Consider the following 15,106-nt stretch of genomic DNA (forward strand, 5'->3'; position numbering starts at 1 on the left):
GGGCCGGGCACTATGGACGCCGTGGCGGCGAGGGCGAGGGCGAGGTGCGAGGCGCCGAGGCCGCCCGAACCCTGTCGGCCACCCGCCCGCGCCCCACCGCCGTACTGGCCTTCAACGACCGCTGCGCGACCGGCGTACTCGACCTCTTCCTCCGCTCCGGCGTCGCGGTCCCCCGCGACATCTCCGTCGTCGGGTTCGACGACAGCCATCTGGCCCGCCTGGCCCACATCGACCTCACCACCGTCGGACAGGACATCGCACGCCTCGCCGGGCTCGCCGTCGGCCGGGCCGTCGCACGCCTGGAGGGTGCGGAGATCCCCGCCGGGGAACAAGTCATCATCCCCCGTCTCGTCGTCCGGGGAACGTCCGCCCCGCCCCCCCTGAAGCCAGATCCCGGGCGTGCGCGGCCTGTGTGTTCCACGGCGACGACGCCGACCACACCGAGAAAGTACCGGTTCGACTCGACGTCGTACATGCCGACCGGCCTGATCAGGAATGGCTGCCCCTCGGGCACACGCCACTCGTCCAGTTGCTCATCCAGTTGCTCATCGAGGCCGCAAACAGCTCGCTGAACTCCAGCATGAACGGCGACACATCCCGCGGCCACATCAGCTCGACGGGTGAAGTGCACCCGCCATCCAATGATCGACATGGCGCCGGACGATATCCCGCGGACAGCTCAGCAGCGCATAACCCAAGCTCGACGGCTACCGGACCGTCGTCTGGCGCGAGGAAGCCACCGTCCGGCTCCAGGCCCGCTCCGGGCGGGACGTCACGCCGGTCTGGCTGGACCTGGCCCTCGCTGCCCTCGACATCCTCCCGCCGAGCCTGATCTTCGACGGCGCAGCAGTGATCTACGCCCACGGAAAGATCGATTTCGCGGCCGCCCAGTCGCGCGCCCTGTCCACCCCGGCCCGCGCACGCCGCCTCGCCGAGGACCTGCCCGCCCATTTCGTGGCGTGGGACATCCTTCTCCACCCCAAGCACGGCGACGTCCGAGCACGGCGGTACGACGACCGCCGTGCCCTACTCGTCGACCTGCTGGAGGAGCACGACGTCAAGCCGTCGATCCAACTGGTCCCGATGACCGACGACCCCGCAGTGGCCATGACCTGGTACCAACAACTCCCGGAGCAAGGAATCGAAGGAATCGTCGCCAAGCTCCATCTCCAGGACCACCGGCCGGATCTGGAAGAAGATCAGGCACGCCGAAACCGTGGAGGCCGACGTTGTCGGCTACACCGGGTCGGCCGCGCGGCCGAGGGCACTCGCGGTTCGCCTCCCCGACGGACGTGTCGCGCTCACCCAGGCTCTGGAAGCGCCGCTCGCCGCCCAGGTCGCGGTGCACTTCGCAGCCAGTGGCCCGCCGCGGGGCGCGCGGACCAGGGCCGGGGAGCCCTACACCACTGCCTCTCCGGGACTGGTAGTTGAGGTCCTAGCCGGGACGACCCGGCATGCCGTGGTGACGGTCACCCGGCTGCGCAGTACTTGAACGGAGCCGCGCGGCTCGGACCCGGGCGCGAGGGACGCGAACATCTCGTTTGGCGTCGCCCTCGTCCCTGCGAAGTAGCTGCCGGGAGCTCACGGAACCCCTGGATGGCTTCGTTGATCTCTGGGGACAGCGTTTGTCGACCGGTTCCGGAGGCGGTTGGTGATCACCCAGCTCGCGGATGTTGATGACAAACGACGGCGGCATTGTCGTGTCTGGGGATGCGGGACGGCCAGCCGTCCCGCAGGGCGGCTGGCCGTCGAAAGTGGGAGTAGTGGCAGAGGCCGACCGGAGGGGAGACCGGGGGCGGTTCAGGCCACGTATGAAGCTCGATGCGGTCGGCTTCGTTCGTCTCGTGCGGCGGTCCTCGTGGGCCGCCCCGTGCGTGCGGACGTTGTGGCCCGCGTGTAGATGATGGGGTTGGCGGCTCGGTACAGATCAGCGAAGCAGCCCACCCCGCTCAGTGAGCCGGTCACCCGCTCGGCTGGTATTGCTGGCCTTGGTGTGTTTCCGGCCTTGGGTCGGTCCGCCTGGTCGGGGGCAGCGGGTCCCGGGACTCGCGGCGCCGGGACCACCTTTCGTGCGGACGGAGCCGGGCCTACAGGTAGTACCAGTCCACGGCAGTGTCCATGCCACCGCTTCCGTAACTAATGACGGAGACGGTGATGACCGGGTTGCCCTTGGTCTTGCCGCCCACATACCAGCACTTGAGGTACTTGAAGCCGCGCGCGGGCGGGCACGACTGGTCCGAGCGATAGCCGACCTTCCGGCCGTTGATCGTGTGCACGCTGGCGCCGACGAGGTGATCGCTGTCCCAGTACGAGTTGGAACCCGCGCTGCCACAACCGGTGATCTGGCTGCCGCTTCTGCTGTTGTTGGACCAGTCGCTCGCGGCGCAGTTCGCCAGCCTCTTCACCTCCGTCGAGCGCCAGCTGAAGTCGCCGCCGTACGACATGGCCGCCTGGGCCATTCCGGCGCAGGAAGGGATCCGGCGGACATCGTCTGCCCGCGTGCGACTTCGGTGTTGGTCAGCACAAGCAGCGCCCGCAGTAGCGCCGTCATGCAACGAGCCGACAGCGGGAGCTTGGTGATGATGCGCCGGTCCAGCGTGGTGGCTCGGGGTGGCAGCTTCTTACGAGGCTCCGGCCAGGAGGAGTCCAACGCCTTCCGTACCGTCCGCCGGTCACGCCGTGCTTGCGCTCAAGCTCCCGCATCGACATGCCGCCGCGATGGTCACGCCGGATCGCCGCGTACAGCTCGACCTTCGACATCTGCGGCTGATGATCCCGGTCGCAACCGGCGGCGGCTTCGCTGTACCGGTGGTGACCTCACTGCTCCTCGACCGCGTCCCCGCCCTGCGTGCCGGCACCGAGCGGCGCACTGAAGCCTCCCGCCGGCTCGGCGGTGCCCTGTCCGTGGCCGTCTTCGGCCCGACGTGAGTTACCGCTGCGCGATCGACACATCGACGCTGGCCTGACCCACGGCCACGTCCGCCTGAGACCACCCCGTACGAGGAACCGCGCCCCCGAGAGCCCTCGTACGGGGTGCCGCCGACAGAGGCGGCGGGAGCCTACTGGACGAGTTCCCAGTCCTGGGAGCCGTCCGTGGCCGCGTTCTGCAGGGTCAGCGGCGCTCCGTCGGCCGTGCCGGTCAGGTACAGGTTCGTGTTCTTGACCGACTGCAGTTTGTAGAAGCCGTCCTCGGTCTTGATGAGGTTCCAGCTGCCGGTGGAGCTGTTGTCGACCCACTGGCCGATGCGCTGGCCGGCCGTCGCGTTGCCGGTCCAGATGGCTGCCGCGCGGCCGCCCGACTTGTTCAGCAGGGTCGTGCCGCCGTTCGGCTCGGTCACGACGTGCCAGTACTGGGTGTCCGGGTTCGCCGCGGAGCCGGGGTCCTCCAGGACGACGTCGGGAACGTCCCCGTTGCCGAGGTTCGCGTCGTTGGTGTTGTTCCCGGTGCCGATCACCTGGTCGGTCTTGCGGTTCACCAGCTGGTAGTAGGCGCCGTCCGAGTGGCCGAGGTCGACCTCGGCGAACTTGAGCGTCGAAGTGCCTTGGTTGTTGAGGATCGCGATCCGCCCGGTGCCCTCGACGTACTGGAGGTTGCGGCTGTAGCCGGCCTGAGACGTCGTCTGGTACTCCTTCCACGTACCGTCGCTGCGTCCGCTCTCGTTGACCCAGACGTTGCCGCTGCCTGCCGCGTTGTAGACCAGGCGCCCTCCCGGAAGCCTGATGATCACAGGACTGCCGTTTCTGGCGAGCAGACGGGAACCGGAGCCGACCGGCAACGAAGCGACGTCCGTGCCGGTGGCGGAGCCCTTGTAGAACTCCAGCGGGCTGTCGGCGATCACGTATCTGGTGTTGGCACCGCCGCCCCAGTACTCGAAGGGGAGCATCCACTTGCCGTCCGTCGTCCGCACGACGTTCGTCATGCCCGGCCGCCCGCCGCCGATCTCCCTCTTGCCGCCGCCCATGTCCTGGGTCAGACCCGCGAGGTCCACGACGGGATCGCTCCAGTTCGCGCTGCGGCCGTCCCAGGTCTTGTGGACGAGGATCTGACCGAGGGAATCCGTGGCGGTGTCGTTCGCGGGGTCCGGTGTCGGGACGCCGGTGTCCGCGTTGAAGCCGAGGTAGTCGTTCTCATCGGAGTAGTAGCAGACGAGCTTGCCCTTGTAGACCATCAGGTACGGCTCCCAGAGGGGATCGACCTGCTTGTTCGTGTTGGCGTTCGCGATGTTCTGCCCGGTCGCGCCCGCGCTGCCGCCCTGCCAGCCGCCGGTCGCGACGATGTTGAGGATCTTCCATGTCGCACCGTCGTCGGTGCTGGAGTACAGGGCGATCGCCATGTCCTTGCGGTCACCGTCGTTGGACGGGGTCCAGTTCGGGTCGGCCGCCTTGTGCTCCTTGTAGTAGTAGTCGTCGCCCGACACGACGCTGGCGAGGAGCAGCGTGCCCTGCTTCAGGTTCCCGACGTCCTGCGGAAGCGTGTAGAGGTACGGGTTGGTCCAGTTGCTCGTGTACTTCGCGTACTTGGAGTCGCTGGAGATGTACGCGGGCGCCTTGACCTCGGACAGCGGCTGCCACGACGTGCCGTCGTCGTCGCTCTTGTAGACCGGGAGCGTCTGTTTGTCGGCGCTTCCCGTCTCCGGCACCACCGTGGACTTCTCGAACGACGCGACCAGTCGCCCGCTAGGCAGCTGCGCCGACTTGGGGTAGACAGCGCAGTTGCCACGTCCCTTCAGGCACGGTTCGCTGCCGAGCTGGTACAGGGTGCCGCCGGTCGGGTTGTACGCCTGCGCGCCGGACGCGGGTATGGCCAGCATCGCGGATGCCGCGACGAAAGTTCCCAGCGCTTTCCCTGCTCTTCTTCTGTGCATTGTTCCTCCTCGGGGGATGGCCATGGAGATGACTGTCTGGGGCGGATCAGGAGACGAACACGCGTACGTCCCAGGCGCCGAGGTCCAGCTCCGTGCCTGCGGGGAGTGACGTGGCGTTCAGGGCGTCGGAGAGGTCCACCGGGACGGGGACGCTCGCCGGCTCCCAGCTCCAGTTGTGGACGATGTGGACGCGGCGGCCGTCGGGAGAGGTGCCGGTCGTCGCGGTGACGGATGCCGGGAGGTCCTGCCACCCGCTGCTCGCGACCGGGGCCATCCAGGCGGCCAGTGCCCGGGCGAGGGAGCGGCCGGGGATCGTGCCGACGGTGGTCACGCGGCCCGCGCCGTGGCGGCGGGTGGTGACCGCGGGCCAGCGGCCGAAGTGGGGGTGGTCGTAGCCGGCGAGTACGTCGGCGTCGACGACCTCGAGGCCCTCGATCCACTGCGTCGCCGTGGCCTCCGCGGGCACCTCGAACGGACCGCCGGGCACGGCGCTGATCGGGACCACGCCTGTGAGGTTGCTGAACTCGTCGTACTGGACGCCCGCGGCGGCGACCAGACGTCCGGGAGTCGGCTCGTGGCGGGCCCTGGCCTCGTGGTCGGCGTAGCCGGTGCGTGGGCCGAGGACCAGGTGGCCGCCGGCTTCCGCGTAGGCCTCCAGCCAGTCGAGCGTGCTGTCGTCGACGACGTAGAGGGCCGGGGCCACGAGGACGGGGTGGCGCTGTACGGCTTCCTCGGGTGTCATGCCCTCCCGTTCGCCGCGCGGATCGTGCAGCTGGCGGGCATGGACGATGCGCACCTGGCGGTCGGCGTCGAAGGCGCCGCGGTAGAAGGGGTCGAAGATGCGGTGGTAGGCGGCCTGGTCCGGCTCGCCGTCGGGCGTGGCGAGCGGCGGGTACTTCTGCATCAGCCACTTGCTGGGCATCGAGTAGACCATCGTGATGTCGGCGTCCGGCTCGAGCCCCGCGACGAGCGGACCGGCCGCCTCGAACTCGGCGCCGAGACGAGCGATTTCGGCGTAGGCGCGGCCGGGCTGTCCGGTGTGCGGGAGCACGCCGCCCCAGTAGGTCTCGGCGCCGAAGCGCAGGGTCTGCCACTGCCAGTACTCGATCATCCGCGCCCCGCGCGCGACGTGCGCCCAGGCGGCCTGCCGCCACTGACCGTCGTAGCCGGGCCGGTTGTCCCACGCGAAACCGATGCTCTGGGCGTTGGTCTCCGTTACCAGGAACGGCTCCTGACGTGAGGAGAACATCCAGTCCGCAGTCTGGTACATCGACCACACCCCGGTGGTCTTCCACTTCTGCTCGTGGGCATCGGGAGTGGGGTCGGGCAGCAGGAGGCCGTCCTGCATGTCGTAGTACGGGTTGCCGGAGGCGATGTCGAGGCGGTCCGACATCTCGTCGTCCTCCACCCCTTGCCGGGTGTAGGAGATACAGGTGGTGACGAACTGGCCGGGGCGCGCGTACTCGCGGACGATGTCGGCCTGCCAGCCGATGAATTCGGTGACCTGCCGGGCCTGGAACTCCCTCCAGGCGACGTCGTACTGGGGCTGTTCGTTGCCGTCCGGCGTCCACAGGTCGGCCCACGTCGACAGGCGGTGCGACCAGTAGACCAGGCCCCACTCGCGGTTGAGGGTCTCGACGTCCCCGTACTTCTCGCGCAGATGGTCCACGAAGCGCTGGAAGACACCCCGGTTGTGCAAGAGGTGCAGGCCCGGCTCGTTGTCGACCTGCCATCCGATGACCGCCGGGTGGTCGGCGTACCGGCCCACCACCTTGCGGATGATCCGCTCGGCGTGGAACCGGAAAGCAGGGTGGGTGAAGTCGATCTCCTGGCGGGCGCCCCAGCCGAGGCGCTGCCCGGTGGCGTACTCGGCGGTGATCTCCGGGTACTGCCGGGCCAGCCACGGCGGCGCGGCGTAGGTCGGCGTGCCGATGATGACGGAGATGCCCCGTTCGTGGGCGCCGTCGAGGACGGGCTGGAGCCAGTCGAGGTCGAACCGTCCGCTCGTAGGCTCCCAGGTCGACCAGACCGACTCGCCGACCCGGATCACGGTGAAGTTCGCCTCGGCCATCAGGTCCAGGTCGGTCTTGAGGCGTTCGTCGGGCCGCAGCTCGGGGTCGTAGGCGGGCGTGTACTCGTGGTAGTACGCGGCGCCGAAGAGGACGCGGGCAGGCAGAGCCGCCATGAAGGAAACCTCCGGAGAAAAGTCGGGGAGTTGGGCTACTGCTTGACGCCGCCGGCGGCCAGGCCGCTCTGCCAGTAACGCTGGAGCAGGAGGAAGGCCACGACGAGCGGAAGGATCGAGATCAGGGAGCCGGTCACGACGAGCGCGAGCATGTCGCTGCTGGCGCCGGCCCCGCCGTTCTGGGCTTGGGCGGCCCAGGAGGAGAGGCCGACCGTGATCGGGTACAGGTCCGGGTCGTTGAGCATGATCAGTGGCAGGAAGTAGTTGTTCCAGGTCGCCACGAGCGTGAACAGCAGGACGGTCACCAGGCCCGGCGCGAGCAATCGCAGGGCGATCGTGAAGAAGATCCGGGCTTCCCCGGCGCCGTCGATGCGGGCGGCCTCCAGGATGCTGTCGGGAATGGCGTCCTGTGCGTAGACGCGCATGAGGTAGAGACCGAACGGGTTGACCAGGGAGGGCAGGATGATCGCCCAGGGGGTGTTGACCAGGCCCGCCTCGGCGAAGAGCAGATAAGTCGGGATCGCCAGAGCGGTGGTCGGGACCATCACGGCGCCGAGGACCAGGTTGAAGGCGGCCCGGTCGCCGCGGAAGCGGAACTTGGCGAAGCCGTACCCGGCCCCCGCCGCGAGCAGCGCCGCACCGACCGCGCTGACGCCGGCGTACATCACCGTGTTGAGCAGCCAGTGCAGGAAGACCCCGTCGTCCTGGACGAAGGTCTCCTTGATGTTCGTCAGCAGCTGCGGGGCGTCGGAGAACCACAGGCCGAAGCTGTTGAACAGGTCCTGGGTGCTCTTGGTGGAGGCGACCAGCAGCCAGAACAGGGGGAGGAGGAAGTAGGCCAGGGCGGCCAGCATGGCGATGGTCAGCGGGGTGCTGCGGCGTGAACGGGAGCGGCGGTGTTGCCGAGGTGCGACGGGAGCCGCGTCCGTCACCGGGGCGGCGGTGACCGTGGGCGTCGTGGTCGTCACGGGGTCCTCCTGCGGTTCGCGGTGAGCAGGATGGCGTAGGAGGCGATCACGATGACGAGGCCGAGGAGGAAGGACACCGTGGCCGCGTAGTTGACCTGCTGGCCGGTGAAGGCGAGGGAGTAGGCGTAGAGGTTGGCGGTGTAGGAGCTGCTGATGACGTCCGGGGCGACCTTCATCAGCAGGTTCGGTTCGTTGAACAGCTGGAAGCTGCCGATGACGGAGAACAGCAGGGTGAGCATCAGCGCCGGCTTGAGCGCCGGGAGTTTGACGGACCAGGCGATCCGCCAGGCGCCGGCGCCGTCCATCGCGGCGGCCTCGTACAGCTCCTGGGGGATGGTGCGCAGGGCGGCGTACAGGATGATCATGTTGTAGCCGACGAACTCCCAGGTCACGATGTTCGCCAGGCTGCCGAGCATCCAACTCTCGCTGAGGAAGCCGGGGACCGGCAGGTCCAGGTTCCGGCTCAGCTGGGCGAAGGGGCCGAAGTCCGGGCCGTACAGGTAGCCCCACATGAGCGCGGCGACCACGCTCGGGACGGCGTACGGCACGAAGATGCCCAGCCGGATCACCCGCGCGAGCCGCAGCAGTCCGCTGTCGAGCGCGAGCGCGAACAGCAGCGCGAGCAGCAGCATCACGGGGACCTGGATCACGAAGAACAGCGCGACGCGTCCGACGCCGTGGATGAGCAGCGGGTCCTGGACGGCCTTGACGTAGTTGTCCAGCCCGACGAACGCCGTGCCGCCGATGAGGCGTTCCTGGTACAGGCTGAGGTAGGCGGCGTAGCCGAGCGGGGCGAGGAAGAGCAGGACGAAGAGCACCATGAACGGGGCGACGAACAGTGGCCCTGCCGCACGGCGCTTCCCCTTGGCGGAGGTCGCGGTGGTGACGGCCATCTCAGCTCCCCTTGACGGTGAAGCCCTGGCCCTTGGCGTACGTGGTCAGCCGCGACTGCCAGGTGCCGAGCGCGCGGACCGTGTCGGTCTTGTCGGCGAGGGACTTGCCGACCGTCTCGGTCCAGTCGGTGGCCGCCTGGTCGAGGAACGGCGGCCACTGGAAGAAGGAGTTGACCGTGGAACTGATGTCGGCGAACAGCTGGTTGACCTTCTGGCCGCCGTAGAACGACGGTGCCTGGCCGACGAACTCGGCGTCGGTGAGCAGGGCCTTGGTCGCCGGGAAGAAGAACTGCTCCGTGGCGAACATCCGCGCGCTGGCCGGGTCGCTGTTGAGGAACTGCGCGAACACAGCGGCCGCGATGGGGTTCTTGGTCGAGCGAATGACGGCGGTGGTCGAGCCGCCCCAGTTGCCCGAGCTCGGCTTGGTGGCGTCCCACTGCGGCAGCGGGGCCGCGCGCCACTTGCCCGCGGTGGCCTTGGCGGAGCCGGAGAGGAAGACGGGTCCCCAGGCCGCGGTGAGCCAGGTGGCGTACTTGCCCTTGTTGAGCGCGGCGTACCAGGCGTCGGTGAAGTCCGGCTCGACGCCGATGACCCCTTCCTTCGCGAGCCCGCCCCAGTACTCGCCGAGCTTCCTGGAGACGGCGTTGTCGACGCTGATGGTGATGTCACTCTTGCCCGAGGTCACATAGGGCTCGGCGCCCGCCTGCCACTGCAGGCCGTGCCAGGCGGCCGGCTGGTTCGCCGCGAGGTTGGTGATGTAGACGTCGGGGTCGGCCTTGTGGAGCTTGCGCGCTGCCGCGGCGAACTCGTCCCAGGTCCCCGGGACTTCGATGCCGTGCTTGTCGAAGATGTCCTGCCGGTACAGCATGCCCATCGGTCCGGTGTCCTGGGGGATCGCCCAGACCTCGCCGTCGCTGCCGCTGACCTGGCTCCAGGTCCAGTCGACGAACTGCTCCTTGAGCGCGGAGGCACCGTAAGGCCGCAGGTCCAGCAGACTGTCGGTGATCGTGAAGGTCGGGATCGCCTGATACTCGATCTGCACCATGTCCGGGGCGCCGCTCCCGGCCTTCAGCGCCGTACGCAGCTTGGTGTACTGCGGCACACCCTGGCCGGCGTTGACGACCTTGACCTTGACGGCCGGGTACTTCTTCTCGAAGAGCGCGATCTCCTTGGCGATGTTCGGGACCCAGGTCCAGAACGTCAGCTCGGTCGGCGTCTTCATCGCCTTGTCGATGTCGGCCTGACTGACCGGCTTTGCGGCCGCGGAGGAACCGCCGGAGTCACCGCCGCCGCAAGCCGTGAGGGCGGCGCCGAGCGACAGGGCGCCCGTCGCGGTGAGGAACAGGCGACGGTTCATGGAGGAATAGCTGGCGAAGGATCCGGATGTGGGCATGATGAACTCCCGCCGATGGCGAAGGGGACAGCACGCTGGACGAGGGCGTGCGGATAGGGGGTGACGAAGGAGAAAGCAAGCGTGGGCGCGACGATCTGGACGTCGGACCCGACGGATACGCGATGCGCGGCTGCGCGGGCTGCGACCGGTGTACGGCACGCAGGTGCCTGCGGAACGGACCGCAGCGCGCTGCGGCCATGCGGCTCGAGAGCCACTGGGTGAAAGCGAATGCGCGCGTCGTCCGGGTTGCGGGATCGTCCGCAGTAGCGGGACGCGGTAGGGATGGGCAGGGCTGAACTGTGGCCGGTACGGCGGCCAGCCCCTGGGCTCATGCGCCGGGGCTGGGCTCTGCGGCCCAACCTGATCGGCGCCGGTCAGTGGTGGGTGGACGGGCCTTTCTTCGGGAGCGAGGGACTGGACGCCTCGCCACGGGACGGGCAGGCGCTATGTCGTCGACGTCCCGGGGGCGTCCGGGGCGGCGGGGGCTGGGTCGAAGCACGGACGACGAGGTCGACCGGTGGGTCGCTCGCCGGCAGAGCCTCTGCCTGCGGGTTCTCGATGGCGTGCACGAGTCGCTTGAGCCCCTCCTGCGCCACCGTGTCGAACGGCTGCCGCACCGTGGTCAGCGGAGGAGTCACATAGGCCGCGACCGGGATGTCGTCGAAGCCGACGACGCTGACGTCCTCCGGCACCCGTCGGCCGGCTTCCGTCAGAGCCCGGATCAGGCCGATCGCCATGTCGTCGTTCGCGGCGAACACCGCCGTCACCCCGGGGTCGGCGGCCAGCTGCCGGCCCGCCGCGTAGCCGGACGCGGCCGACCAGTCGCCCTCGACGACCGGCGGCTCCTCCCTGCCGTGTGCGGCCAGCGCAGCCCGCCATCCCTCGAGACGGTCCTTGGCGGCATACCACCGCTGGGGACCGGCGAGGTGATGGACCGTCGGGTGCCCCAGGTCCAGCAGATGCTCGACGGCCGCCCGTGCCATCAGATCGGCGCCGCGCCCCCCGAACAACACCGTGGAGGCCGTGAAAGGCGGTGGCGAGCCGAGGACCAGAACCGGCACGTTGACACGGACGGAGAGGTCTCCTTCGCCGCCTTCCTCGTCGATCGGCTCGGAGATGACGATCCCGTCCACACCCTGGTCGAGGAGCGAGTCGACGGCGCCGGCAACCCCCGCCGGGTCGCCTTCCATCGTGTTGACCACGCGGAGCGCGTAGCCCGTGTCCCGGACGACCCGCTCCACACCCATGAGCAGTGAGGCGGGACCGTACAGGGCCGTCCCCAGTGTCACCACGCCGATCGAGCGGGTCCGTCCGGAGGCCAGCGCCCGGGCGGCGCTGTTGCGCCGGTAGCCGAGCTGCTCGGCGGCTTCGAGGACGCGCCGGCGCACGTCGGCGGAAACGTACGGTTCGTCGTTGAAGACCCTCGACACCGTCTTCTGCGAGACCCCGGCCACACGGGCCACGTCCACGCTGCGCGGCGCGCCGTGGCCTTCGTCCTGTCCTGTCCCTCGCGTCATGACGTCTCCCGATGGCGACACGATCGAAGCCCAATGATGTCAGACGCCGTTTATCTGACTGCGCTGACATGTCTACGCAGTCATACAGCGGTCGTCAAGAGTTCGGAACGCATCCGTAACGTTCGACTCGGGCCGGGCCGCCGACAGGACCGGGGTCCTGGCGGCGGACAACCGGCGCCCGTGCGGCGCCGCATGCGACGGTTCGGCTGCCTGGTCGCGGTCGGCTCCCCGTCGGCGGACACCACCATGGCGGCGCCGACAGCGGCGTCGGGGGCTGTGTCACACCCTGGAACACCGACTTCCGGCATAGCACGGAGGCAGACCGGCTGGCCACCGACGACCGCTCGTTGCCGCTGGATACGTGTAGCCGCAGAGCGCAGGAGGGTCAGGTCACTGGGAGGCTTCGGCCTTGATCTTTTCCAGGGCTTTGTTGAATCCGGCCGTGGTGTGGCTGTTGCCCGCCACGCCGTCGAGATTCACGGTGTCAATGCCCCTTCCGACCACGACTGCCGGCACCGCTTCGGCGAACCGCCGCTGCAAGTCGAGTGAGGTCTCGTCCGTTGCATGGGGCGTGGCTTCGACGGCGGTGATCGCATCGTCCTCCAGCGTGATGGACACCCCGAGGTGCGGGCCTCGCCCTGTGTACCGTTGTAGCAGGCCGCGAGGTCTGCACCGACGAGCGTAAAGGGGCGATGGCCCTGTCCTCGCTCCTGCTGGGCGAGGCTGACCGGAAGGCATGCTGAACATGACCGGGCAACGCGACCGTTGGGCGGATCTGACCGGCGGACAAGCCGGAGAGGAGTACGCTCAGCGTTTCGCGCGGCTCGCCGAATCGGGCCACGACATCCACGGTGAGGCCGCCTTCTGTGCCGCGCTACTGAAGCCAGCCGCCCGGATTCTCGACGCTGGCTGCGGCACTGGCCGGATCGCGATCCGGCTCACCGAGCTGGGCCACTACTGCACCGGCGTGGACGTCGACCCCTCGATGCTCGCTGTTGCCCGCCGCGACGCGCCCACGCAGGAGTGGCTCCTCGGCGACCTGGCCCGTCTGGATGCCCTCGGCTTGAATCCGGGCTTCGACCTGGCGCTCGCTGCCGGAAACGTCATCCCTCTGCTGGCCCCCGGTACCGAACCGGCTGTCGTCCGGCAGCTGGCCGCCGCACTGCGCCCCGGCGGTCTGCTGGTCACGGGCATGGGACTGGACGCGGCACACCTGCCGCTGTCCGAACCATCGGTGACCCTTGCGGAGTTCGACCACTGGTGCACCCAGTCCGGACTGACTCTGCGGCAGCGCTACGCCACCTGGAGCGGCGACCCCTACGACGAAGGCTGCGGTTATGCCGTCAGCGTGCACTCCCGCCCCACCACGTGAGTCCGTGCCTATCCGCGACGATGTCGCCTGGCCGGCGATCGTCGACCTGAACGGCCGAAGTCTTCCGCAACGTTATGTAACCGCGCCCCCATGCGTTGAGCTCGCTGGAGCGCGCAGCATGGCAGGTCTGCCAACCCCGAGTCAGCACGCCACCAACCCCGTGCTGGTTCCGTGCTGAATTCGAGGGCCGGATTCATGGAAAACCGCAGTGGCGCCCAACTGGTCGGCGTCGCTGCACCTGATGACGCATGACATCGGATGTGACCTCGTTCGAGAGCTGCAGCGTGGCCAAGACTTCGACCCGTACATGTCCGTATCCAGTTGGTCGGCTTGTCGACGGTGGCGCGGCAGGAGCTTCCGGTGGCGGGGCCCCAGTGGTCGACTTGGTCGTTGTACCAGGTGTAGTTGGCGAGAGGATCGGGGAGGGCGGTCCTGGCAGCGCGTCGCGCGTGGCGGTGCAGCGGCCCTGGACGCCGCCGCCCTGGTGGTTGCCTCAGTTGTCAGACTTGGGGTAGCCGATGCGCACCATCGGGCGTGGAATCCTCGGTCACCGAGTGCCCCTGCAGGCGATCTCCTCTCGCCGGAGATCAAGCCGCGGACCTGAGAACCGACTGCACCCATGATCATGTAAAGCGATTTCCATAGATCGGGAAACCCTTGCGGTGGGCTGTAACGGAAGCAGCCGGATCCTCATCTTCCGGCGTGACAGGGCGCGGAGCGGAGGGTTCCGATTCGCGCCTCCCAAGGGTCCAGAGCGATCGGAGTGAAACTCGAAATGACGTTCAACAAGGGTGGCGTGTTCCGCGGGACCGGTGGTCTCGTGCTCGGTGCGGCGGTCGTCGCCGCTTCCGTACTGGGTGTGGGCTCCGCGTACGCCGCCGGCGCGGCGGGGCCGACGACGTCGATCGGCGGCTGGTCGAAGCATGTTGTCCTGAAGCCGGGCGGTGCGCCCAAGACGTTCACGGTCACCGTGCACAACTTCACCGACCACACCGTGAAGCATGTCGACGTCGGCTACAGCACCTACGCCGCCGAGCAGCCCGTGCTCAAGGAGTACGTCCACGGCAAGTGGGAGACCGTGGAATGGGGCCACACCCCGCAGCGCAATGGCAGCACCCACTCGTTCGCCGCGTTCGCGGTGGACAAGACGCTGAAGGGCGGTGCCAGCGCCACGTACAAGGTGAAGGCGTCCCTGCCGAAGCACTGGGACAAGAAGGTCACCAACGTCAAGGCCACCGCGGGTGCGGAGGGCAAGGGGTGGAACTACTTCCTGCCGGTCGACTTCAAGGTCGCGCACTGACGATGTGAGTACCGAAATGCCCAGACCATCGATGGTATGGGAGAGCGCTGAGCCGTCTCTCTGACGGCTGATCAGCTCCTGCTCGAGCGCTTCCGCCGAGGCAGACCGTACAGATCCGTCCCTTCCACCGTCTCTGCCGAGGGTGGAAGGGATGTTGTCGTTGCGGAACGTCCGAAATGCCGTCACCGAGCGGCTGCTGCCCGTGGGCTCGGCGTCGCCGCAGTGGCCTCTGGCTCACACCGGCGCTGCGTCTTCCGAGAACTCGGCGTTTCGTACCTGAGCCACGCAACCCGGCTCTTCGCAGCGCGCAGCCGTTTTCACGACGAGCGGGTGCACACCGTGGCGCCCATGAGTCGGTCGCCGATCACGAACCAGTTCCTGTCGTAGTTGGGAGGACGAGTGTGTGGCCAGCGGGGGGCCAGGCAACGGCGGCCACGGCGAGCGCGAGTGTCCAGGGGCCGCTGCCCGCGACACCATGGTCACCGGCCGCACGCCGCGTGAGTCGACCGGTCGTCCGGAGCTGACCGAGGCCGCGATCGTGGTCTCCGGTGGCCGTGGCGTCAACGGCGCGGAGAACTTCGCGATCATCGAGGCCCTCGCCGACTCCCTCGGC

Annotated in this window: 12 protein-coding genes and 3 pseudogenes; 7 read left to right on the top strand and 8 right to left on the bottom strand. The window is 68.5% G+C overall.

All coding sequences use genetic code 11. The features are described from left to right. Positions 1–8 precede the first annotated feature (8 nt). The 3 genes and pseudogenes from ADK36_RS50350 to ADK36_RS50360 form a co-directional block, all read left to right on the top strand. Positions 9–572, top strand: a pseudogene (locus tag ADK36_RS50350) (substrate-binding domain-containing protein); the annotation flags it as partial. Positions 573–756: 184 nt separating this feature from the next. Next, positions 757–1,107, top strand: a pseudogene (locus ADK36_RS51510) (DNA ligase); the annotation flags it as partial. A 109-nt stretch (positions 1,108–1,216) separates the two neighbouring features. Further along, on the top strand, positions 1,217–1,492 hold the full coding sequence (locus ADK36_RS50360; protein WP_053084757.1) for a hypothetical protein: 276 nt from the start codon (positions 1,217–1,219) through the stop codon (positions 1,490–1,492). Positions 1,493–2,087: 595 nt separating this feature from the next. Here ADK36_RS50360 and ADK36_RS23410 read toward each other — a convergent pair. Further along, the gene (locus ADK36_RS23410) at positions 2,088–2,459 is read right to left on the bottom strand and encodes a hypothetical protein (RefSeq protein ID WP_048585912.1); all 372 of its coding nucleotides are present in this window, start codon (positions 2,457–2,459) and stop codon (positions 2,088–2,090) included. A gap of 220 nt (positions 2,460–2,679) precedes the next feature. On the opposite strand from ADK36_RS23410, the gene ADK36_RS23415 reads away from it, so the two are divergent. Beyond that, complete coding sequence (locus ADK36_RS23415; protein WP_053198883.1) at positions 2,680–2,928, top strand: hypothetical protein; 249 nt, start codon at positions 2,680–2,682, stop codon at positions 2,926–2,928. Between the two features lie 131 nt (positions 2,929–3,059). On the opposite strand, the gene ADK36_RS23420 is transcribed toward ADK36_RS23415, so the two are convergent. From ADK36_RS23420 to ADK36_RS23450, 7 genes are all read right to left on the bottom strand, one after another. Further along, positions 3,060–4,865 (bottom strand): RICIN domain-containing protein, encoded by a 1,806-nt coding sequence (locus ADK36_RS23420; protein WP_053198885.1) that lies wholly within the window; start codon positions 4,863–4,865, stop codon positions 3,060–3,062. A gap of 46 nt (positions 4,866–4,911) precedes the next feature. Then, entirely contained in the window at positions 4,912–7,050 is a 2,139-nt protein-coding gene (locus ADK36_RS23425; RefSeq protein ID WP_053198887.1) for a beta-galactosidase, read from the bottom strand. 35 nt (positions 7,051–7,085) lie between these two features. Beyond that, complete coding sequence (locus ADK36_RS23430; protein ID WP_053198889.1) at positions 7,086–8,018, bottom strand: carbohydrate ABC transporter permease; 933 nt, start codon at positions 8,016–8,018, stop codon at positions 7,086–7,088. Further along, a complete protein-coding gene (locus ADK36_RS23435; protein ID WP_053198891.1) occupies positions 8,015–8,911 on the bottom strand; it encodes a carbohydrate ABC transporter permease in 897 nt (298 codons plus the stop codon). Before ADK36_RS23435 ends, ADK36_RS23430 begins: the two co-directional genes overlap by 4 nt. Before the next feature lies 1 nt (position 8,912). Then, positions 8,913–10,304 carry an ABC transporter substrate-binding protein gene (locus ADK36_RS23440; RefSeq protein WP_053198894.1) on the bottom strand — a complete coding sequence of 464 codons (1,392 nt, stop codon included), beginning with the start codon at positions 10,302–10,304 and terminating at the stop codon, positions 8,913–8,915. Between the two features lie 374 nt (positions 10,305–10,678). Next, complete coding sequence (locus tag ADK36_RS23445) at positions 10,679–11,821, bottom strand: LacI family DNA-binding transcriptional regulator (protein WP_078942813.1); 1,143 nt, start codon at positions 11,819–11,821, stop codon at positions 10,679–10,681. 390 nt (positions 11,822–12,211) lie between these two features. Further along, positions 12,212–12,439, bottom strand: a complete 228-nt coding sequence (locus tag ADK36_RS23450; protein WP_234329842.1) for a hypothetical protein — start codon at positions 12,437–12,439, stop codon at positions 12,212–12,214. Positions 12,440–12,566: 127 nt separating this feature from the next. Between ADK36_RS23450 and ADK36_RS23455 the strand changes: the two genes are divergently transcribed. The 3 genes and pseudogenes from ADK36_RS23455 to ADK36_RS46540 form a co-directional block, all read left to right on the top strand. Further along, positions 12,567–13,193, top strand: coding sequence for a class I SAM-dependent methyltransferase (locus ADK36_RS23455; RefSeq protein ID WP_053198910.1), 627 nt, complete (start codon positions 12,567–12,569; stop codon positions 13,191–13,193). Between the two features lie 775 nt (positions 13,194–13,968). Continuing rightward, on the top strand, positions 13,969–14,493 hold the full coding sequence (locus ADK36_RS23460) for a hypothetical protein (RefSeq protein WP_048585906.1): 525 nt from the start codon (positions 13,969–13,971) through the stop codon (positions 14,491–14,493). 457 nt (positions 14,494–14,950) lie between these two features. Continuing rightward, a pseudogene (locus ADK36_RS46540) lies at positions 14,951–15,106 on the top strand (FAD-binding protein); the annotation flags it as partial.

Origin of the sequence: Streptomyces viridochromogenes, assembly GCF_001270495.1 — a bacterium.
Taxonomy (GTDB): domain Bacteria; phylum Actinomycetota; class Actinomycetes; order Streptomycetales; family Streptomycetaceae; genus Streptomyces; species Streptomyces viridochromogenes_A.